The organism is Paenibacillus sp. JJ1683 (assembly GCF_053006485.1).
The window spans coordinates 3,658,322-3,682,629 of sequence record NZ_CM129820.1 but is presented as its reverse complement, the minus strand read 5'-3'; the positions used below and the strand labels follow the sequence as shown (position 1 = coordinate 3,682,629).

The 24,308-nt window shown below is 49.4% G+C and carries 2 protein-coding genes (1 of these 2 cut by a window edge); both read left to right on the top strand.

Annotated features, from left to right (window positions below):
• Positions 1–4,570, top strand: the 3' end of a protein-coding gene (locus ACUC6J_RS15670) for an amino acid adenylation domain-containing protein (RefSeq protein WP_447249080.1). The gene continues 6,560 nt to the left of window position 1, outside the view; only the last 4,570 of its 11,130 coding nucleotides appear in the window; the start codon falls outside the window, past its left edge; its stop codon occupies positions 4,568–4,570.
• Positions 4,554–24,305: an SDR family NAD(P)-dependent oxidoreductase gene (locus tag ACUC6J_RS15665; RefSeq protein ID WP_447249079.1), complete on the top strand. Its 19,752-nt coding sequence runs from the start codon at positions 4,554–4,556 to the stop codon at positions 24,303–24,305. The genes ACUC6J_RS15670 and ACUC6J_RS15665 overlap by 17 nt, the downstream gene beginning before the upstream one ends.
• Positions 24,306–24,308: the final 3 nt, after the last annotated feature.

The following is a 24,308-nucleotide window of genomic DNA, read 5'->3' as shown; positions in this document are numbered from 1 at the left end:
GGCGCTAAGCTCCTTTGGCATAGGCGGAACGAATGCTCATGCCATTTTCGAACAATTTGTAGCTAATGATGAACCCGAACGTTCTAAATCCAGTTTGGTGAACGATGCTGCTGAGTATCTTATTCCTTTGTCTGCCAAAAATGATCAGCGCCTTAAGGCATATGCTGGGGACCTCTCGGCTTTCTTGACAGCTTCTCAAGAAATCAATTTGTCGGATGTATCTTTTACGCTTCAAACAGGACGAATGGCAATGAAATGTCGGGTAGCGTTTATCGTCAAGAATACGAGCGAGCTGGTGCAAAAATTGGATTCGTTCGCGAATGGACAAGAACATATCGAGAATTGCTGGAGGGGAGAAAATAACCAGCAAGATTCAATGCAATGGTTTGAACAGGAAGAAGTGTTCAAGGAATTAGTGAGCAAATGGATCTCAAATCGTGAAATGAACAAGCTGGCAGAGCTATGGGCCAAAGGCTTCCATATCGATTGGAAATCACTATATTACGATATGCGACCGAAAAGAATCAGTCTGCCTACGTATCCTTTTGCTCAACAACGCTGCTGGGCTCCTGAGGTTGAGGCTGGAGCAGCAAGGGTCAGAGCAGTGGCGGAAGCACCTACGACTGCAGCTAGCCAAACTCTGATGTTTGAGCCAGTCTGGAAGGAGCAGGACGTACCTCCAGAGGTCGAAGCCCCTGCCTACGACCGCCGTATCATCTTACTGTGTGAGCCGGACGAGGCTTTACCTGAACGGCTTGAAGCGCGAGTGAACGGAGCGGCACAGGTCTTGGCCTTCTCATCTGGGAAGAGCCGGGTGGATGAGCGGTTTCAGGCCTATGCCGTTCAGGCCTTTGAGAGCATCCAAAGCCTACTCAAAGACAAGCCTGCCGGAAGGGTGCTGGTTCAGCTTGTCGTGACGGCGGCTGGAGAAGGACAGCTCTTTTCAGGACTTTCGGGTCTGCTGAAGACCGCCCGGCTGGAAAATCCAAAATTCATCGGGCAATTGATCGAAGTGGAACAGGGAGAATCTGCGGAAAGCCTGCTGGCGAAATTGGAAGAAAACAGCCGCAGTACGTTGGATGGATGGATTCGCTATGAGGGTAGTCAACGCAAAACCGCTTGCTGGAACAGGTTGGAGCCATCTCGGTCAGATGAGGAGCTGCCATGGAGAGATGGGGGCGTGTATCTCATCACCGGCGGCTCTGGCGGCCTGGGGCTGCTTGTTGCCGAAGAACTGGTTCGGCGCACCCGAGCAGCGACCTTGATCCTGACAGGGCGGTCGACACTGGACGGCAACAGACAAACTCGGCTGAAGGAACTGGAGTCCTCAGGAGCCAGAGTGGTGTATAAGCAGGGGGATATCACTGACAGGAACACGGTTACTAGCTTGCTGGAAAGCATTCAGAAAGAATTCGGGCGTGTTCACGGGATTATCCACTGTGCTGGGGTCATTCACGATAACTTCATTCTCAAGAAAAGCAGGGAAGAATTTATCGAGGTGCTGGGTCCGAAGGTCCAAGGGCTGGTCCATCTGGATGAGGCAAGCAGCGGCCAGGATCTGGACTTCTTCATGCTCTTTTCCTCCATCTCGGGCAGTCTGGGAAATCCGGGACAGGCCGATTATGCCACCGCCAACGCCTTTATGGATGCGTACGCAGCATATCGGAATACCCTGGTGGAAGCCCAGCAACGGCGGGGCCGGACGCTATCCATCCGCTGGCCGCTGTGGAAAGAAGGCGGGATGCGGATCGATGCGGACACAGAAAAACTCATGAGACAGAACATGGGCCTTACGCCTCTACAGAGCGAGTCGGGCATTCAGGCGTTGTACCAATGCCTGACCTCAAGCAAGGATCAGGTGATGATCCTGGAAGGAGAGCCAGAGAAAATCGAGGCCTACCTATGGAAATCCGTCTCGCAGGCCGATGTTCGAGCGGTAGAGGCAGCTGGATTGAAGCTGGATGCGGGTTTACTGTACGATAAAACCTTGTATCATCTCAAGGCGCTATTGGGAGAGGTGACCCGGCTGAGCATCGGTAGCATTGAAGCCCAAGAACCGCTAGAGCGTTATGGGATTGATTCGATTATGATTACCCAACTCAATGCCAAGCTGGCAGAGTCTTTTGGCGAGCTATCCAAGACGCTATTTTATGAGTACCAGACCTTGCGTGCCTTGGCGGAATATTTGGTGTCGGAATACACACCGGAATGCATGCAGTGGGTTGGAATGAGCATGGACAAGGAACGGGTAGAGGAAACGGCTGCGACAACCCGGTACGCTGAAGAAGAAAGCACGCAAATTGCGAGGCAGACGATAGCGGAGGAGGCGACAGCGAAGTCCAGAAGCTACGTGGAGCCGATTCGAAGCTACGCGGAGCTTGGCGCAGAGGAAACACGAGAACCGATCGCCATCATTGGCATGGCAGGAAAGTATCCAGGTTCGAGGGACATGAACGAATATTGGGAAAATCTCAAGGCAGGAAAGGATTGTGTCAGCGAAATCCCGCAGGAACGCTGGAAACTGGAAGGATTCTTCCAGCCTGACAAACAGGAAGCGGTAGCTGATGGCAAAAGCTACAGCAAGTGGGGCGGCTTTATCGAAGGCTTTGCGGAATTCGACCCATTGTTTTTCAATATTGCACCGCGAGAAGCCCTCAGCATGGATCCTCAGGAAAGGCTGTTTATTGAAGCTTGCTGGGAAGCGATGGAGGACGCAGGCTACACCAGAGAACAGCTTGCGGTACGACATAACAGCCGTGTAGGTGTGTTTGCGGGAATTACCAAAACGGGCTACGAGCTTTATGGGCCGGAATTATGGAAGATGGGGGCCAAAATATTTCCCCAAATATCCTTTAGCTCGGTAGCCAACCGGATTTCGTACCTGTTTAATTTGCAGGGGCCGAGCATGCCAGTGGATACGATGTGTTCATCCTCATTGACCGCGATTCATGAAGCGTGTGAGCATCTGTACCGCGGAGAATGCGAGCTGGCTATGGCAGGAGGAGTGAACCTGTATCTGCATCCGCTGAGCTATGTCGGACTTTGTGCGAATCAGATGCTGTCCGTAGACGGACAGTGCAAGAGCTTCGGAAAGGGAGGCAACGGCTTTGTCCCAGGAGAAGGTGTGGGGGTCGTGCTATTGAAGCCGTTGTCGAAGGCGATAGCAGATGGGGACCCGATCCATGCGGTCATCCGGGGAACGAGCATCAACCATGGAGGCAAGACCAACGGGTATACCGTGCCTAACCCGACTGCTCAAGGGGAGCTAATCCGGTCGGCTTTGGAACGAGCCGGGGTACATGCCCGGACCATCAGCTATATCGAAGCTCACGGAACTGGCACAGAATTGGGAGATCCGATTGAAGTGACCGGTTTGACCCAGGCCTTCAGAAAGGACACGGCAGACAAGGGATTTTGCGCCGTGGGCTCTGTGAAGTCCAACATCGGACATTTGGAGGCGGCAGCGGGCATCGCAGGGATTGGGAAAATTGTCCTGCAGATGAAAAACCGGACGCTGGTTCCCAGCCTGCATGCCCAGGAATTAAATCCGAACATTGCTTTTGAGCAGACGCCGTTTGTCGTCCAGCAGGAGCTGGAAGAATGGAAGCGGCCGGTGGTTGAGCTCGATGGAGAGACACGGGAATACCCGAGAATGGCAGGGATTTCATCGTTTGGAGCAGGAGGCGCCAATGCCCATGTCATCATCGAGGAGTACGTTCCAGAAGAGAAGATGCCCATTCGTGTAACAGCTCACCATCCTGTGATTATCGTATTGTCGGCCAAAAATGAGGAACGGCTGAAGCAACAGGTCGAGAGATTGCTGTCCGTGATCGGGAAAGGAGAGGTCACAGAGGGCAATCTGGCGGATGCAGCCTACACGCTCCAGGTAGGACGTGAAGCGATGGAAGAACGCCTGGCGGTCATTGCTGAATCGCTACCGAAACTGGTGGAAAAGCTGCAAAGATTCTTGGAAGGCCACGACGGGATTTCCGAGCTGTATCGAGGACAGGTCAAGCGAAACAAAGAGGCACTGTCCGCACTGTTAGAAGATGAAGATATGGAAAAAACAATCGCTGCCTGGATCGGGAAACGGAAATACGCGAAGATAGTGAATCTGTGGGTAAAGGGACTGGCGATGGACTGGAGCATGCTTTATGGAGATGCCAAGCCGCAGCGAATAAGTCTGCCAGCCTATCCTTTTGCAAAGGAGCGGTATTGGATCACGGATATTAAAACCAAGCAGGCTTCCATTGAATCTACCAAATCTGTACAGCCAACAGATATATTTGTTGATCAAAAAACACCTGAGACAGCGGCAAATATTTCGCAAAAGTATGAAAAAGAAAGCGAAGATCCAAATTCCGAAGCTATTCCTTCGTATATCCAGAATATTCAGAGCCATATTTCCACCAGTGTCAAAATGAAGAAGATGCCAGATATTTCTTATCTAGCGGCTGAATACGAAAGAATTCCTTCGACTATGGTCGACAACCAAGCTTACTCGGAACAGGATGGGACGACGCGAGGGACTAATCGGATGAGGAGGCTTACAGATGAAGGAAATGAATGATGTCTTATGCAAATTGCTATGGGGTTATTTGCAATTGATGGGATTATGCCCCTATGCACATATGGACAAGAAAGCTATGATTAATGATTTTAAAACCAAAACAGCATTGCTGAATTTATATGATCGCTGGCTTGAAGAAAGCATAGAGGTATTGGCGCGGAATCATTATTTTTACCGTAAAGGAGACTCTTATAGCGTAACGGATACAGCTTTGGTTGATCTGCAGGCTGTATGGAAGGAATGGGAATTGAAGAAAGGGGAATGGCTGAAAAATCCGGATCTCTCGGCCTGGGTTGTACTCGTAGAATCAACATTGCGCAAGCTGCCGGAAATTTTGACCGGAAACATACCTGCCACTGACATTGTTTTTCCTCAGTCCTCTATGAAGCTGGTAGAAGGTATATATAAAAATAGTCCTGCAGCAGATTACTTTAATGAAGTGCTGGGGGATATTGTAGTTTCCTACTTGAATGAACGGCTTAAGCATGACCCGTCAGGGTCGATTCGAATTATTGAAATTGGTGCAGGCACTGGAGGAACCAGCGCTATGCTCTTCCGGAAGCTTCGACCTTATCAGGAGCATATTCGTGAATACTGTTATACCGATAAATCCAGAGCATTTTTATTGCATGCGCAAAAAGAGTACGGCCCGCAAAATCCTTACTTGACTTATAAAATTTTTAATGTGGAAGAGTCGGCTGTGGGACAAGATATCGACACGGGCGGATATGATATTGCAATTGCCACCAATGTCCTGCACGCTACGAGGAACATTCGGCAGACATTAGGCAATGTCAAAGCATCGCTGCGAAAAAACGGCCTGATTCTTATCAATGAAATCAGTGGAAACTCGCTGTTAAACCACCTAACCTTTGGCCTGCTGGAGGGATGGTGGCTTTATAATGACCCCGAGCTGCGTATTCCAGGCTCTCCCGGTTTATACCCTGAACGTTGGCAGGAGGTATTGGAAAGCGAGGGGTTCCGGTCGGTCTTCTTCCCCGCTCAGGAAGCGCATGAAATAGGCCAGCAAATTATTGTGGCTGAAAGCGATGGTAAGCTTAGCGATGGGATGCTTCGGGACCAACAGAAGCTTGAACAGGGCAAGCCTCCATTAGAACAGCGTGACACAGGGACTCAATCAGCTGCTGATGTAACCGATGAGATGGCTGAAGAGCATGTCAGGGAACTTATTGTAGAGAAGTTGGCAGAGGCCTTGAATGTGGACATTTCAATGATTGATGTCCATGAGTCATTCGCAGATTATGGCCTGGACTCTATTCTTGGCGTCAACTTTGTACAGGATGTTAATCAGGGGCTGGGCATTCATTTGCAGACTACAGACATCTTTGATTACAGTTCGGTCAAACAACTGACGTTATACATTTTAGGCCAATTCGGCGACATCGTTTTACCAGTTTTGGGACACTATGCTGATCCAATAGAGGATGGGAAAGATACAAGCCGTGAAACCCAAGCGCCTAAGGAAAAGGAATATATGTTTAATCCGGTTCAAACGGCAAGTGCATCGATTGAGCCAGAAAGACCTAAACAGGAGAATACAGGAAAAAGCTTGGCGCAAAGAGAGCCGATTGCGATTATTGGAATGAGCGGGCGGTTTGCCGGGTCTGACAATGTAGATGAGCTTTGGAATCACCTTAAGAATGGCGACGATTTAGTAAAAGAGGTAACTCGGTGGGATCTTTCAAAATACCAGGAAAAAAATACGAGTTACTGCAATTATGGAAGCTTTTTGGAGGATATTGATAAGTTCGATCCGCTTTTTTTCAATATTTCCGGACTGGAAGCAACTTACATGGATCCGCAGCAGCGGTTGTTTCTCGAGGAAGCATGGCATGCTCTAGAGGATGCAGGTTATGCGGGTACAGGGATGGATGGGCGTCGGTGCGGAGTTTATGTAGGCTGTGCCGAAGGCGATTACCAGCGATTGCTGGGTGAAGACCTGCCTCCGCAAGCACTGTGGGGCCATATGGGCTCCGTGATACCCGCCAGAATTTCCTACTACTTGAATCTTCACGGACCGGCAATAGCTGTAGATACAGCTTGTTCGAGTTCGCTAGTTGCCACCCATCTTGCTTGCCAAAGCTTATGGTCTGGAGAAACGGATATGGCTTTAGCTGGCGGGGTGTATATTCATACAACCCCTCGTTGCTATTTATACGGTGACAGGGCAGGAATGCTGTCTCACACCGGGCACTGTTATACCTTTGATGACAGGGCAGACGGAATGGTTCCGGGAGAGGCTGTTGGCGCGGTTGTACTCAAACGGCTTGAGGAAGCAGTTGCCGATGGTGACCACATCTATGGAGTAATTTTAGGCTCAGGAATCAATCAGGACGGTACCACGAATGGACTTACTGCACCAAGCCAGAAGTCTCAGGAGCGACTGGAGCAATATGTGTACGATACTTTTCATATTCATCCAGAGCAAATCCAATTGGTGGAAGCACATGGGACAGGTACCAAATTGGGAGATCCAATTGAATATCAGGCATTGACGCGAACATTTAGAAAGTATACGGACAAGAAGGGATTTTGCGCGATCGGGTCCATCAAAACGAATATCGGTCATACGCAAATTGCGGCAGGAATCACAGGAGTAATTAAGCTGTTATTGTCATTAAAGCATGAGCAGATTCCGCCTTCACTTCATTTCCAATCAGGCAATTCTAATATTCAGTTTGCGGACAGTCCTTTTTATGTCAATACGCAGTTGCAGAATTGGCTGATTGAGCCTGAAGCCAGACGCTGTGCTGCGGTCAGCTCCTTTGGTGCCAGTGGTACTAATGCCCACCTGGTCATCGAAGAGGCTCCACATACGAAACGAAGACATTCTGAAAAGCCGGCTTATTTCATTCCGCTGTCCGCCCGGACTTCACAACAATTACGCCGTCAGGTGGAGCAACTGATTGCCTATTGCGAACAGGAGCCTGAGGCAGACTGCGGTAACATGAGCTATACATTATTGCTTGGGAGAAAGCACTGCAATCATCGGCTTGCATGTGTTGCCCGCAATCAAGGTGAGCTTGTTATGTCCCTTAAAAGGTGGCTGGAAAAAGGCAATTCTTCTCAAGTTTATTATTCTGAACTACACGAAAAAGACCAACGCATTCAAACGTCATTGAAGAGATATGGAAATGAATGTATTCAAAACTGTCAAAATGCAGGTGAAGTCCGCGAGTATGTGGAGCTTTTAACTACGATTGCGGATTTATATGTTCAGGGATATCCGTTAGACTTTGAGCGTTTGTTTTCAAATGAACCGTATTGCAGAATCCCATTACCGACTTATCCTTTTGCAAAAGAGCGGTATTGGGCGCCTGGGAATGAAACCCAAATGGCTAAAAGCATAAGTATAGAAAGTGAAACCAAATCAACGATTTCCAGAGCAGAGGCAAAACCTGTGGCTACAGCTAGCCATACCCTGCTGCTGGAGCCAGTTTGGAAGGAGCAGGACGTATCGCCAGAGGTGGAAGCACCTACCTACGACCGCCGTATCATCTTGCTGTGTGAGCCGGACAAGGCTTTACCTGAACGGCTCGAAGCGCGATTGAACGGAGCAGCGCAGATCTTGGCCTTCTCATCCGGGAAGAGCCGTGTGGATGAGCGGTTTCAGGCCTATGCCGTTCAGGCCTTTGAGAGCATCCAGGGCCTGCTCAAAGACAAGCCTGCTGGAAGGGTGCTGGTTCAGCTTGTCGTGACGGCGGCTGGAGAAGGGCGGCTCTTTTCAGGACTTTCGGGTCTGCTGAAGACCGCCCGACTGGAAAATCCAAAACTCATCGGCCAATTGATCGAAGTGGAACAGGGAGAATCTGCGGAACTCCTGCTGGCGAAGCTGGAGGAAAACAGCCGCAGTCCGGTGGATGGATGGATTCGCTATGAGGGCGGTCAACGCAAAACCGCTTGCTGGAACAGGTTGGAGCCATCTCGGTCAGAAGAGAAGCTGCCATGGAGAGACGGTGGCGTGTATCTCATTACCGGCGGCTCTGGCGGCCTGGGGCTGCTTGTTGCCGAAGAACTGGTTCGGCGCACCCAAGCAGCAACCTTAATCCTGACAGGCCGCTCGCCACTGGACGGCAACAGACAAACCCGGCTGAAGGAGCTGGAGTCCTCAGGAGCCAGAGTAGTATACAAGCAGGGGGATATCACCGACAGGAACACGGTTACCAGCTTGTTGGAAAGCATTCAGGAAGAATTCGGGCGTGTTCATGGGATTATCCACTGCGCTGGGGTCATTCACGATAACTTCATTCTCAAGAAAAGCAGGGAAGAATTTATCGAGGTGCTGGGTCCGAAGGTTAAAGGGCTGGTTCATCTAGATGAGGCGAGCAGCGGTCAGGATTTGGACTTCTTCGTGCTCTTTTCCTCCATCTCGGGCAGTATGGGCAATCCGGGACAGGCCGATTATGCCACCGCCAACGCCTTTATGGATGCGTACGCAGCATACCGGAATACCCTGGTGGAAGCCCAGCAACGGCGGGGCCGGACGCTATCCATCCGCTGGCCGCTGTGGAAAGAAGGCGGGATGAGGATTGACGCGGACACAGAAAAACTCATGAGACAGAACATGGGCATTACGCCTCTACAGACCGAGTCGGGCATTCAGGCGTTGTACCAATGCCTGACCTCAAGCAAGGATCAGGTGATGGTCTTGGAAGGAGAGCCTGAGAAAATCGAGGCCTATCTGGCGAAAGCCGTCTCGCAGGCCGGTATCCGTGCGATACAGGCATCTGTGCCGAAGCTGGATGCGGGTTTACTGTACGAGAAAACTTTATATCGCCTCAAGGCGTTGTTGGGAGAGGTGACCCGTCTGAGCGTCGGTAGCATTGAAGCCCAAGAACCGCTAGAGCGTTATGGGATTGATTCGATTATGATTACCCAGCTCAATGCCAAGCTGGCAGAGTCTTTTGGCGAGCTATCCAAGACGCTATTTTATGAGTACCAGACCTTGCGTGCCCTGGCGGAATATTTGGCGTCGGAATATGCACTGGAGTGCATGCAATGGGTTGGAATGAGCAAGGACAAGGAACGGGTAGAGGAAACGGCTGCGACAGCCCGGTACGCTGAAGAAGAAAGCACGCCAGTTGCGGAGCAAACGATTGCGGAGACGGTGGCAACGAAGTCCAGCCGTAGCTATGTGAAGCCTGTTCGAAGCTGTGCGGAGTCTGTCGCAGAGGAAACACGAGAGCCGATCGCCATCATTGGTATGGCAGGAAAGTATCCAGGTTCGAGGGATATGAATGAATATTGGGAAAATCTCAAGGCAGGGAAGGATTGTGTCAGCGAAATCCCGCAGGAACGCTGGAAACTAGAAGGATTCTTTCATCCTGATAAAGAGGAAGCGGCTTCACATGGCAAAAGCTATAGCAAGTGGGGTGGCTTTATCGAGGGATTTGCTGAATTCGACCCATTGTTTTTCAATATTGCACCGCGGGAAGCACTTAGCATGGACCCTCAGGAACGGCTGTTTATTGAAGCCTGCTGGGAAGCGATGGAGGACGCGGGCTACACCAGAGAACAGCTTGCGGTACGACATAACAGCCGGGTAGGTGTGTTTGCGGGAATTACCAAAACAGGATTTGATCTATACGGTCTTGATCTGTGGAGGAAGGGAGCGCAAATATTCCCTCACACTTCCTTTAGCTCAGTAGCCAACCGGATTTCGTACCTGTTTAATTTGCAGGGGCCGAGCATGCCAGTGGATACGATGTGTTCATCCTCATTGACCGCGATTCATGAAGCGTGTGAGCATCTGTACCGCGGAGAATGCGAGTTGGCCATGGCAGGAGGAGTGAACCTGTATCTGCATCCGCTGAGTTATGTCGGACTTTGTGCGAATCAGATGCTGTCCGTAGACGGACAGTGCAAGAGCTTCGGAAAGGGAGGCAACGGCTTTGTCCCAGGAGAAGGTGTGGGGGTCGTGCTATTGAAGCCGTTGTCGAAGGCGATAGCAGATGGGGACCCGATCCATGCGGTCATCCGGGGAACGAGCATCAACCATGGAGGCAAGACCAACGGGTATACCGTGCCTAACCCGATTGCTCAAGGGGAGCTGATCCGGTCGGCTCTGGAACGAGCCGGGGTACATGCCCGGACCATCAGCTATATCGAAGCTCACGGAACTGGCACAGAATTGGGAGATCCCATTGAAGTGACCGGTTTGACCCAGGCCTTCAGAAAGGACACGGCAGACAAGGGATTTTGCGCCGTGGGCTCTGTGAAGTCCAACATCGGACATTTGGAGGCGGCAGCGGGCATCGCAGGGATTGGGAAAATTGTCCTGCAGATGAAAAACCGGACACTGGTTCCCAGTCTGCATGCCCAGGAACTGAATCCGAACATTCCTTTTGAGCAAACGCCGTTTGTCGTCCAGCAGGAGCTGGCGGAATGGAAGCGGCCAGTGGTTGAGCTCGATGGAGAGACACGGGAATACCCGAGAATGGCGGGGATTTCATCGTTTGGAGCAGGAGGCGCCAATGCTCATGTCATCATCGAAGAGTACGTTCCGGAAGAACAGGCGCCAATCTGTGTGACAGCTCACAATCCTGTGATTATCGTATTGTCAGCCAAAAATGAGGAACGGCTGAAGCAGCAGGTCGAGAGATTGCTGTCCGTGATCGAGAAAGGAGAGGTCACAGAAAGCAATCTGGCGGATGCAGCCTACACGCTTCAGGTTGGGCGCGAAGCGATGGAAGAACGCCTGGCAGTCATTGCCGAATCGATGCCAGCGCTGGTGGAAAAGCTGGAAGGATTCATGAAAGACCAGACGGGGATCTCCGAGCTGTATCGAGGACAGGTCAAGCGAAACAAAGAGGCACTGTCCGCACTGGTAGAAGATGAAGACATGGGGAAAACAATCGCTGCCTGGATCGGGAAACGGAAATACGCGAAGATAGTGGATCTGTGGGTGAAGGGACTGGCGATGGACTGGAGCATGCTTTACGGAGATGCCAAGCCGCAGCGAATGAGCCTGCCAGCCTATCCTTTTGCAAAGGAGCGGTATTGGGTCACAGATATTACGATCCCATCTGTAGAAAAAATTCCAATGGAATCTCAGGAAAAAGCAGTTCTTGTTCAGTCTCAAGTAATGCAGTCTGCTCTTCCTGAAGCTTTAATGCCATCCAGTTTTTCGAGTAGTTCTGAAAAACCAAGCGGGATTTCTTTACGGAATTTGTCAGACAGTCAGCCGCAGCTTAGCAAGTCTGCCAATCAGCAGACAGCACCGATTATTTTAACTTCCCCGGAAGGGGTAATGCACACGTCAGATAATGACAACGAGACGGAAGAGCAGGTGCCTGCTAGTCCTGCCCTATCCATATCGTCAGAAATATTGCAGGAGGAGCTGACAACAAGTCTGGCGCAAGCTTTATATATAGATCGGGACGAGATCGATGAGGATAAAAACTTTGTTGATCTTGGATTGGATTCCATTATAGGCGTAGAGTGGATTCGAAACATTAATAAACATTACGACACATCCATAACAGCGACAAAAGTCTACGATTATCCAACCATACGGGAGTTTAGCAAATTTTTAGAAAAGGAATTGGGCAATCCTGTAGCCCAATTAATCATGCCGTCTTCTGCTGCGTCTATTCTGGATCAGGCGCCTGCAAAGCATTTACCGCCGCTCGTATCATTGGAAACGGATAAGCAGACAGAGGCCTCACTTCAGATTAATTTAATGCCGATATCGCCTGAAAAGCAGCCGCAATTCGGCACGATTCCGTCTGGTGTCTCTACAGAGCAATTACGGAAAGAACTGACGGCAAGCCTAGCTGAAGCCTTGTACATGGAGCAAAGCGAGATTGAGGCAGATAGAAACTTTATAGATATCGGTTTGGATTCGATTATAGGCGTAGAATGGATTCGAAATTTGAATAAGCGCTACGGCACATCCATTGCAGCTACCAAGGTCTACGACTATCCGACTATTCTGCAATTTACCGAGTTTTTGGCACAAGAAATCAATAAGCACGGGGGCAAGAAAAGCTTCGTTCAGCAGCCCTTGAACACAGTCTCGGACACGGTCAAACCTATAGCAGAAGTCCATTTACCGCGACCAGAGACGATCCAATGCTCTCCAGCGCAGCTCCCTAAGGAGGAAACGGTGCCATTGCGTCGGGTAAAAGCAGAAGAGGAATCAGTGCCAGCAACTTCGGAAAATCAAGATGCAATTGCAATTGTTGGAATTTCGGGAAGATATCCTGGTGCCGAAGATGTACAGCAATATTGGAAAAATCTCGCTCAAGGTCAAAACTCCATTGTTGAAATCCCGAAGAACCGCTGGGACGTAGACCCGTTGTATGATCCGCGTCCGGCACAAGAGGGGAAAGTAAATTGCAAGTGGCTGGGTGCCTTGAAGGATATAGAATATTTTGATCCGTTATTTTTTAATATATCTCCTACCGAGGCGGAAGGGATGGACCCGCAGCAGCGCATTTTTTTGCAGGAAGCCTATAAAGCCTTTGAGGATGCAGGTTATAGCGGCTCACAGTTGGGAAATAAAAAATGCGGTGTTTATCTTGGCATTTTAAATAATGAGTACAGTATGATGCGCTACAAAAATGAAGCACAGTTCAGCAATACTACCGGGAACAGCAACGCTATTGCAGCGGCTCGTATTTCCTATTTCCTTAATTTGAAAGGACCCGCCATATCCGTAGATACGGCATGCTCCTCATCGCTGGTGGCAACTCACCTTGCTTGCCAGGCTTTATCAAATAAAGAGATTGAAATGGCGCTGGTCGGCGGTGTGTCCTTATACCTGACTCCTGAATCCTATATAGGTATGTCTGCATCCGGAATGTTGTCACCAGATGGTCAGTGTAAGACATTTGACAATAGTGCCAACGGCTTTGTTCCAGGCGAAGGAGCAGGGGTGCTGGTTCTGAAGCGGCTAAAGGATGCGGAAGCTGACCGGGATCACATCTATGGGGTTATTATCGGAACTGGGATTAATCAGGATGGAAAAACCAACGGAATTACCGCTCCAAGCACGAACAGCCAAATAGAGCTTGAGCAGGAGATATACAATAAGTATCAGATTGAACCCGAAAGTATTAGCTATGTTGAAATGCATGGGACAGGCACCAAGCTGGGCGATCCTATTGAATTGGAGGCTTTATGCACAGCTTTCAAAGAAAAAACAGATCAGAAGAAGTTCTGTGCCATAGGCTCGGTAAAGAGTAATATCGGGCATACTTCGGCAGCAGCAGGCGTAGCAAGCATGCAAAAGGTGCTGTTATGCATGAAGCATAAGAAACTGGTACCGACACTGAATTTCAAGAACCCGAATGAACATTTTGATTTCGATGATTCTCCATTTTATGTAAATACACAATTGAAGGACTGGCAACCTTCTCAAGGTAACAAAAGGCGGGCCGCTGTGAGCTCTTTTGGTTTTAGCGGTACCAATGCCCATCTTATTATTGAAGAATATCGTCCAGAGGCTGCAATTTCACCAGCAGACGACGAGTCACATAGTCCCGTTCTTTTCGTCTTGTCTGCCAAAAATGAGCAGCAACTAGTAACTTATGCCGAAAACATGAGAAACTTTATTGCCACTCAGCCCAACCTTAACTTGACAGATATGGGGTATACGCTGCAAGTAAGCCGTGAGCCGATGAACCACCGTCTGGCTTTTGTGGCAGATTCAAAAGAGAATCTACTACAAGCGCTGGATGGCTTGGTTCATCACCAACGGCCAGCTGGAGTCCTGACGGCTCAGGTGAAAAAGGGCAAGGACGGGATCGTGCTCTTTGAGGCAGATGAAGATGCCAAATCCTTGCTTGAAACCTGGATCAAGAAGAGAAAATTGGGGAAAATTGCAGAGCTGTGGGTACAGGGGCTAACGATGGACTGGAACAAGCTGTATGGGAACATCAAGCCTCGCCGGATTAGTCTGCCCACCTATCCTTTTGCAAAAGAACGGTGCTGGGCGCCCGAGCTAGACAGTAAGGCTGGCAAAGGTACAACTTCTGTCATGGCTGCAACGCTTCATCCTTTGCTGCACCAAAACACCTCCGATTTTTCGGAGCAGCGATTCAGTTCTAGCTTTACAGGCCAGGAGTTTTTCCTGAAGGATCATGTGGTGAATGGGCGCAAGGTACTGTCTGGGGCTGCATCCCTTGAAATGGCCCGGGCGGCAGTGGAGCAGTCACTAGGGACGGATGAGGGCGACCTGGTCGGAATGTGCCTTAAAAACGTGGTTTGGGCACGGCCTATTGCCGTAGAGGATGGCCCAATACAGCTGCATATCGGGCTTTTCCAGAATGAAGATCAAGAAATTTCATATGAGATTTATGGAAATAACGGAGCCGATTATACAGAGCTTAGTGTATATAGCTACGGCAATGCGGTTCGGAGATCAGCGGTGGAGGTTCCTGCATTGAATATTAAAGATTTGCAGGATACATGCAGCAGAAACTTCCATCCGGCAGCATTGTATAACCTTTTCAGAGAGCTGGGGATTGATTATGGTCCTGGGCATCAGGGGATTGAGATGGTATATGCCGGAGAGGGTCAAGTGCTGGCGAAGCTATCCTTGCCCTCCTCAGTCTCTGACAATCAAGGCCAATTTGTCCTGCATCCAAGCATGATTGATTCAGCTTTCCAGGCATCCATAGGCTTGACGCTGGGCTCTCGCGAGATTAAGCCCGCTCTGCCGTATGCCATTCAGGAAGTTGAAATTATAAAACATTGCAGCTCCACCATGTGGGCGCTGATTCGATACAGTGCAGATGATACAGCAGGAGATAAGGCACAGAAACTAGATATTGACCTGAGCGACGAAACCGGAGAGATCTGCGTGAGGATAAAGGGTTATTCATCAAGAATTCTGGATATAGACTCTATTCCCACAGACGCGCAGTCCAATTCTGGTACCTTGATGCTTGAACCCGTGTGGAAAGAGCAGGGAGTTAGCATAGAGGGCGATTTACCTGTATATGATCGCCATGTCGTGATCCTTTGCCAGCCGTCCCAGATTTCTCGTGAACAAGTAGAAGCTCAAATAAGCGGCGCAAAGTGCATAATATTGCAACCTGATCAAAACGGAATCGGGGAACAGTTTCAGTATTACGCCGTTCAGATACTTGAGCTAATACAAAGAATTTTTAGAGAAAAAAACCATGGCAAGGTGTTAATCCAGATTGTTACTAACGACCAGGAGGAGCAGCAGCTTGTATCAGGGCTCTCAGGTCTTTTAAAAACCTCCAGAATAGAACATCCAAAACTGGTGGGGCAGTTGATAGAACTTGAACAGGATAAGGCCCCGAATACAATCATAGATATTTTAAAAGAAAACAGCTGGAGTCCTGGAGACATCCAGATCCGGTATGGGAAAGGTAAACGGTGGATTTTCAGCTGGAACGAGATTCCATTTTCTCCGGAAACGGCGGACATTCCGTGGAAGAAGAACGGAGTATATCTCATTACCGGCGGTGCCGGTGGCTTGGGACTTATTTTTGCCAAAGAGATTGTAAATCAAGTACAAAATGTCGCGTTGATTTTAACGGGCCGTTCCGCGCTGGATGAGGGCAAGCGGGCAGAGATAAAGAAATTGGAGTCATTAGGAGCACGAATAGCATATAAGCAGGCCGATGTGACCCGGGAGCAGGCGGTGGCTGATTTAATTCGGGAAATAGGGGCAGAATTCGGAAGCCTGAATGGCATCATTCATAGTGCAGGAGTCATTCGTGACAACCGCATACTCCAAAAAAATAGCGGGGAAATGCTGGAGGTTCTTGCACCCAAAGTTCTAGGGGTAGTGAATGTGGATCAGGCGAGCAAGCACCTGCCTCTTGACTTCTTCATTTTGTTTTCGTCGGTTGCCGGAGGGCTGGGCAATCAGGGACAGGCAGACTATTCTACCGCTAATGCGTTTATGGATGCTTATGCTAGATACCGGAACGCTTTGATAGGATTACAGCAACGCCAGGGGCAAACGCTATCCATCAATTGGCCACTATGGAAAGAAGGCGGGATGCATATTGATGAGGAGACAGAGAAGCTGGTAAAGCAGCACACAGGCATGGGCAGTATTTCAACTTCTTCTGGTATTCAGGCTTTGTACTGCGCCATGCTTACGGGTGCTGATCAGGTTATGGTGCTGGAAGGCAATCTCGAGAAAATGAAAAGAGCAATAGGCTTAGATATTCCGGAAACCGGACAGTTTGAAAAGGCGACGGGTGCTTCAGCAATTATTTCAGCCATTTCCACGACTGACGGAAATGCCGCGCCGGACCTGCAGGACAAGGTGCAAATCGCCATGATGCAGGCGGTATCGAAATTGCTGAAAGTCAAGCTTGAAGATATTGATGCCTATGTAGAACTGAGTGAGTATGGCTTCGATTCGATCTTGCTCACGCAATTTGCCAACAACATCAATCACTTGTATCGGCTTGAGCTGACTCCTGCCGTATTCTTTGAATACACTACACTTCATGACTTCTGCAGGTATTTAGTGGACGAATATGCCACCTTGCTTGGTGAGCAGTTTGTCGTCCAGACCCGGACTGAGCCTGCCGTGCAGAATGAAGAGGATGATAGGGAAGACAGCATCCGCAGTAGACGCCAGCGTTCCCGATTTGCAAACGAGAATGTGCTAGCTATGCCGCAACAGACCCAGGCTGGTTCTGAACCTATTGCAATCGTAGGCATAAGCGGTGTCTTTCCCATGGCCCGGGATGTAGATGAGTTTTGGAAAAATCTTGAGGAAGGCAGGGATTGTATCACTGAAATACCTGAAGATCGCTGGGATTGGAAGGCGTATTACGGTGACCCTGCGGAAGAGACCAATAAAACAAACATCAAGTGGGGCGGGTTTATTGACGGGATCTATGAGTTTGACCCTTTATTTTTTGGAATTTCACCGAGGGAAGCTGCACTCATGGACCCGCAGCAGCGTCTGTTAATGACCTATATTTGGAAGGCGATTGAAGATGCAGGCATTCAGGCAGCGAGACTGTCGGGAAGTCGTACAGGTATCTTTGCAGGAACTGCGAACAGCGGCTACAGCGGAATGATCTATCAGGGAGATGTGGGTGTGGAGGCGTATTCCTCTAGCGGAATGGCGCCATCGGTGGGACCGAATCGTATGAGCTATTTCCTTAATATTCATGGTCCGAGCGAGCCTGTCGAAACTGCCTGTTCCAGTTCGCTGGTGGCCATTCACCGGGCCGTAAAGGCTATAGAAGATGGAAGCTGCGAAATGGCCATTGCAGGTGGTGTCAATGCAATTATCACACCTGAGCTTCATATCAGCTTCAATAAAGCAGGGATGCTGTGTGAGGATGGCCGGTGCAAAACCTTCTCTGATCAAGCCAACGGTTATGTGCGTGGTGAAGGGGCAGGCATGGTTTTCCTGAAAAAGCTGAAGGACGCAGAAAAGGCTGGAGACCATATTTACGGCGTAATCCGAGGCACAGCTGTCAATCATGGTGGCCGGGCTAATTCCCTGACAGCACCTAATCCGAGGGCACAGGCGGATTTACTGGTAAATGCATATACAAAGGCTGGTATCGACCCAAGAACAGTCTCTTACATTGAGGCCCATGGGACAGGCACCGAGTTGGGTGATCCTATTGAAATCAACGGACTGAAAGCAGCCTTTAAAGAGCTATATGAGAGTACAAAGGGACCCGGGATCAAAGAGCCCCATTGTGGCCTAGGTTCGGTGAAGACCAATGTTGGACATCTGGAGCTGGCTGCCGGAATCGCTGGTGTCATCAAAGTTCTGCTTCAGTTGAAGCATAAAAAGCTTGTTAAAAGCCTTCATTGCGATGCCATTAATCCCTATATCAAACTTGAAGACAGTCCTTTCTATATCGTCCAGGAGACGAGTGAATGGAAGCAGCAGCAAGATGCTTCTGGGCACAATATTCCTCGGAGAGCAGGTGTCAGCTCTTTTGGATTCGGCGGCGTCAATGCTCATTTGATCATCGAGGAATATGTTCCGGAAAATCAGGAGAAAGATCCGGTAACCTTCGCAACCGAAAAGCCGGCTATTGTCGTACTGTCAGCCAAGACTGAAGGACAGCTGCAAGACCAGGCACGGCAATTGCTGGCTGCAATCCGGGAGCGCCAGTTCACAGACGGCAGTCTGGGAGATATAGCATATACCCTGCAGATGGGGCGCGAAGCGATGGAAGAACGTTTGGCCTTCACTGCGGTGTCTCTCTCTGAGTTAGAGGAGAAGCTAAAGGGATTTGTGGAAGGGCGAGAAGGCATCCCTAGCTTATATGTAGGGCAGGCAAAACGCTATAGAGAACAGGAAACAAGAGCGGGCGCGGCCGAGACGATTGAGTCGCTGGCTAGTGAAAGCGACTACGCCCAAATCGCACATCTTTGGGTAAAAGGCGCGGTTTTTGACTGGGACGTGCTGTACGAAAAGCATAAGCCAAACCGTATCAGCCTGCCGACCTATCCTTTTGCCAAAGAACGATATTGCGTAACCGATACCAATAACCTGAGGGGTGCCAACGATGTTGTGCTGAAGCAGGAGACGTCAGCTATCATTCATCCTTTACTTCAGCGAAATACGTCCGATATTTATGGACTTCAGTTCAGCTCCACATTTACGGGAAGAGAATTTTTCCTCGCTGACCATGTGATCAAGGGACAGAAGCTTTTGCCTGGAGTGGCCTTCCTTGAAATGGCGCGAGCGGCAGTAGAGCAAGTCGCTACATCTTCGGAAGAAAGTCGGATTTGTGTTCGTTTAAAAGATGTATTATGGCTCCGGCCTGTGGTAGCTGGGGAGCGGCCGATTGCTATAAATATCGGGCTCTACCTGCAAGACGGAGAAATTGCCTATGAAATCTACAGCAAGTCTGAAACAGTGGATACAGAGTTAGTTGTGCATAGCGAAGGCAGCGCAGCAATTGCTCCGTTGGCTGAGATTCCTGCCATAGATATTGAGGGTCTGCTGGAGCAGTGCAATCTGGGAACCTATTCATCCCAGCAGTGTTATGAGGCGTTTGCAGCCATGCAGGTTTCCTATGGGCTAGGGCATCAAGGAATTGAAAAGATCTACACTGGCGTGGATCAGGTACTTGCCAAATTATCCTTGCCTTCTTCTATTTACCAGACCATGGGACAGTTTGTGATGCATCCTAGCTTGATGGATTCCGCTTTGCAGGCGTCCATAGGCCTGATGATGGACACATACAGCGCTGCCATGTCTGACGGAAAAGTTTCAATAAAGCCGGCTTTACCGTTCGCATTGGAAGAGCTTGAGGTGTTTAGTGGCTGCACATCAGAGATGTGGGCTTGGGTCCGTAATCGTGAAGGCAGCAGACAGGATGGTCCAGTGCAAAAGCTGGATATTGATTTGTGCGATATGCAGGGGAATGTTTGTATAAGCATGAAGGGCTTGACATCGCGAATTGCAGAAGGAGGAACAGGGGGCTCAGATGAATTGACGATATCTGAGACTTTGATGCTTGAGCCTGTATGGGAGGAACAAGCCCTTGTCTCGGGAGGAACAGCACCTGAATATCGGCAGCATTTGGTCATTTTATGTGAACCAGCACATATTTCCGGGGAAATGATTGAATCACAGATGAACGGGGTGCATTGTCTTATCCTGCAATCCGAAGAGGAAAGCATGGATGCACGCTTTAGAACTTATGCAGCACAGGTGTTTGAGCAAATTCAACAGGTGCTCAAAACCCAATCCAAACACAAAACATTGGTTCAGCTTGTCATTCCGGTACAGGATTACAGACAGGTATTCTCCGGACTTTACGGACTCTTGCAAACAGCGCAGCTTGAGAATCCCGTACTGGTGGGCCAACTGATCGAAGTGGATGTGGAGGAAAATGCAGCAGATATTATAAATATCCTGCAAGAAAATAGCCGCAACTTCATGAGTACACATATCCGCTACCAGTGGGGCAGACGATATGCTGCCGCATGGACGGAAATCAAATCCTCGCAGGAAGTGGACCGTATTCCTTGGAAGGACAAAGGGGTTTATTTGATTACTGGCGGAACCGGCAGCCTCGGTTTGATTCTGGCTGAAGAAATGGCACGACAGGCTAAAGATGTCGCGTTAATTCTCGTCGGACGATCTATACTCCGTGGTCACACCAAAGCAAGGATTGAGGAAATAGAGGCTCTAGGAGCAAGAGTCGTATTTCGGCAGGCCGATGTCGACGATAACAGAGCGGTTGAGGATTTGGTTCGGGATATTCGGGAAGAGTTTGGGAAACTGGACGGAATTATTCACGCTGCAGGAGTAACCAGCGATAATTTTATGATTAAAAAAACAGAAGAGGAATTGCAGAAAGTATTGGCGCCAAAGGTTACAGGGTTAACGAATCTGGATCAGGCCTGCAAGGATATTCCGCTGGACTTTTTCATTCTGTTTTCATCTGTTGCAGGCAGTCTTGGGAATATAGGACAGGCTGACTATGCTGCTGCCAATGCCTTTATGGATGCCTATGCCAGATATCGCAATACACTTGTAGAACAGAAGCAACGCTATGGGCAGACGCTTTCAATCAACTGGCCGCTCTGGAAGGAAGGCGGAATGCGTATTGATAGTGAAATGGAACAAATCATGGAGGAAATGGGGATGTTCGCTATGGGGACCGACACAGGAATGCGGGCTTTATACCAGAGTCTGGCTTCTGGAAAAGATCAAGTCATGGTATTGGAAGGGCATGCCAGCCAGCTTAGAGAAACGCTCCTGCAGCAGCCATCCCTGAATCAGGTTGAAGATGCCTCCTCTATGATCATGGAGAGCAGAAAGGAGCCTGGAATCGGTCAAGACCTGCTTGCCGACAAAGCGGCAAATTATTTAAAGCAATTGCTTGCTACATCCATCAGACTGCCGGCAAGGCAGATTGAAGCCGATGCCCCTATGGAGAAGTATGGAATTGACTCTATTATGATCAGACAGCTGACACGTGAATTGGAGAAAACATTCGGCACATTACCCAAAACGTTGTTTTTTGAATACCAGAGTATCCGGGAGCTGACCCAATATTTTCTTGAAGTTCACCAGAAGCAGCTGATTCAACTGCTTGGAATGGAGGAAGAGGTCAACGCCGTCCAAGCGTTTACGTCTTCCACTGTGAAAGAGAACCCGGAAAGGCCGCTTTCCAGCAGCCGAAGACAAGCTCGTGAAATGCCGGCTCAGGCAAAATTGCTGGATCAGAAAAAACTCCAACCGCAGCCGAAAGCAGCAGGTGGTACGGGGGATATTGCCATTATCGGCTTGTCGGGCATGTATCCTGAGGCCGAGAATGTTGAGGAATTCTGGAACAATCTGCGTAATGGAAAGGACTGCATTACGGAAATTCCCAAAGAGCGCTGGGATCACAGCATATACTTTGACGAGGAAGGGAGCAAGTCTGGAAAAGCTTACAGCAAGTGGGGAGGCTTTATCAAAGGCGTGGATCAATTTGATCCGAAGTTTTTCAATATCTCTCCTAGAGAAGCAGAGATTATTGATCCACAGGAGCGCTTGTTTCTGAAATGCGTCTATGAAACGATCGAGGATGCAGGTTATACACGGGAAGGGCTTGGACTGGAAAGGAATGTAGGCGTTTTTGTCGGCGTTATGTACGAAGAATATCAGCTTTACGGGGCGCAGGAGCAGGCTAGAGGCAAAATGATTGCCGTTCCGGGGAATCCGGCCTCCATTGCAAACCGTGTTTCTTATTTCTGTAATTTCCACGGACCAAGCATGGCTGTGGATACGATGTGCTCATCCTCATTGACGACCATACATCTTGCCTGCCAGAGCTTACAGCAAGACGAGTGTGAGCTTGCCGTTGCTGGCGGTGTCAATGTCTCCATTCATCCGAACAAATACCTGATGCTTGGGCAGGGAAGATTCGTATCAAGCAAGGGACGATGCGAAAGCTTCGGAGAAGGCGGAGATGGGTATGTGCCGGGTGAAGGCGTAGGGGCCGTGTTGCTCAAACCGCTGACCAAAGCAATAGCAGACGGCGATCACATATACGGGGTCATCAAGGGAACCGCTGTGAATCACGGCGGGAAGACCAATGGCTTTTCAGTTCCAAATCCTAAGGCGCAGGCTAGTGTAATTGGAAGGGTCTTTAAGAAAGCTGGTATAAACCCCAGAACAATCAGTTACATTGAAGCACACGGCACCGGGACATCTTTAGGTGATCCCATTGAAATCGCTGGATTGCAAAAGGTTTTCCAGGAATACACGGAAGACACCCAGTTCTGCGCCATTGGTTCGGCAAAATCCAATATAGGGCATTGCGAGAGTGCAGCAGGGATTGCAGGAGTGACTAAGGTGCTCCTGCAGCTCAAATACGGACAGATCGCACCTTCGCTGCATTCAAGCACACTCAACCCGAATATCGACTTTAGCAATAGTCCTTTTTTAGTTCAGCAGGAGCTTGAAGAGTGGAAAAGACCGGTCGTCACGATAAATGGGAAGACCGTTGAATACCCGAGAATGGCAGGTATTTCCTCTTTCGGCGCCGGAGGCTCCAACGCCCATGTGCTTATTGAGGAATACATCCCTGAGGTACAGGAGACTAGACAAGCTCCTATGATATTGCAAAACCCGGCCATAGTCGTGCTGTCAGCCAAAAATCAGGAGCGATTGTACGAGCAGGTGCAAAGATTGCTTTCTGCACTCAGAACACCGGAATACGCGGAGGCCAGTTTGGAGGATATAGCATTTACCCTTCAGGTGGGACGGGAAGCTATGGAGGAACGGTTAGCAGTCATAGCTAAGTCTACGACGGAGCTTGAAGGAAAGCTGGAGTGCTTCCTAGCGGGGAATGAGGAAATCGACGGACTCTATTCGGGTCAGGCAAAGAAAAATAAAGATATTCTGACGGTTCTTGAAGCAGACGAGGACATGGAACAATTGGTGGATATCTGGATAAGCAAGGGCAAGTATTCAAAGCTGGCAGAGCTGTGGGTTCAGGGACTACTATTCGATTGGAACAGGCTTTACGGAAAGGTTAGACCTCATCGGATGAGTCTGCCAACCTATCCATTTGCCAAGGAAAGCTATTGGATCTCTACGTTTGGAAGCCAGTCCAAGGAAGTCAAGACGGAGCTCCCTGTAGTTGATATTCCAGCACAAAAGCAAGAGCCCGTTGTTTTCAGCCCTCCTACTGCCAACGCTAATGTGCAGGTACAGACATTGGCAAAGGTACCTGAAAAGCCGCAGGGTATTTTGCTGAGCTCAGTCTCTGATATCGAGAAGGTAGCCGACGCACCCAAAAAGGCAGCTAAGCCTGCAGAATTGAAGCCTGCTCCCCCGCAGCCTAAACCTATCAATTCTACACTGCAGCCCGCTGTCAGGGATGAGGCCAAGCGACCTGCTAACGGACCTACGGCTGTACGGGTGGATGCATTGGAGAAGGAACTAATTAAAAGTCTCGCTAAATCCTTGAGTATGGATGAAAAGGATATTGGCCGGGACGATAAATTTATCGATATGGGACTGGATTCTATTATAGGCGTAGAGTGGGTACAGGACGTGAATAAACGGTTTGGAACGGCTATTTCAGCAACCAGAGTATATGACTATCCTAACATCAAAGAATTTTCCAAATATTTAGCAAAGGAATTAAGCAAATCGGCGGGAGCCTCAAACCAAGTACCTGTAGAGTCAACTTCTACGCAGCCCATGCAAGCGTTGATCCAGAAGGTGCTGCAAGGTGAATTAAATGTTGAGCAGGCCGATCAGTTGTTCAAGCAATTACACTCGTAAATT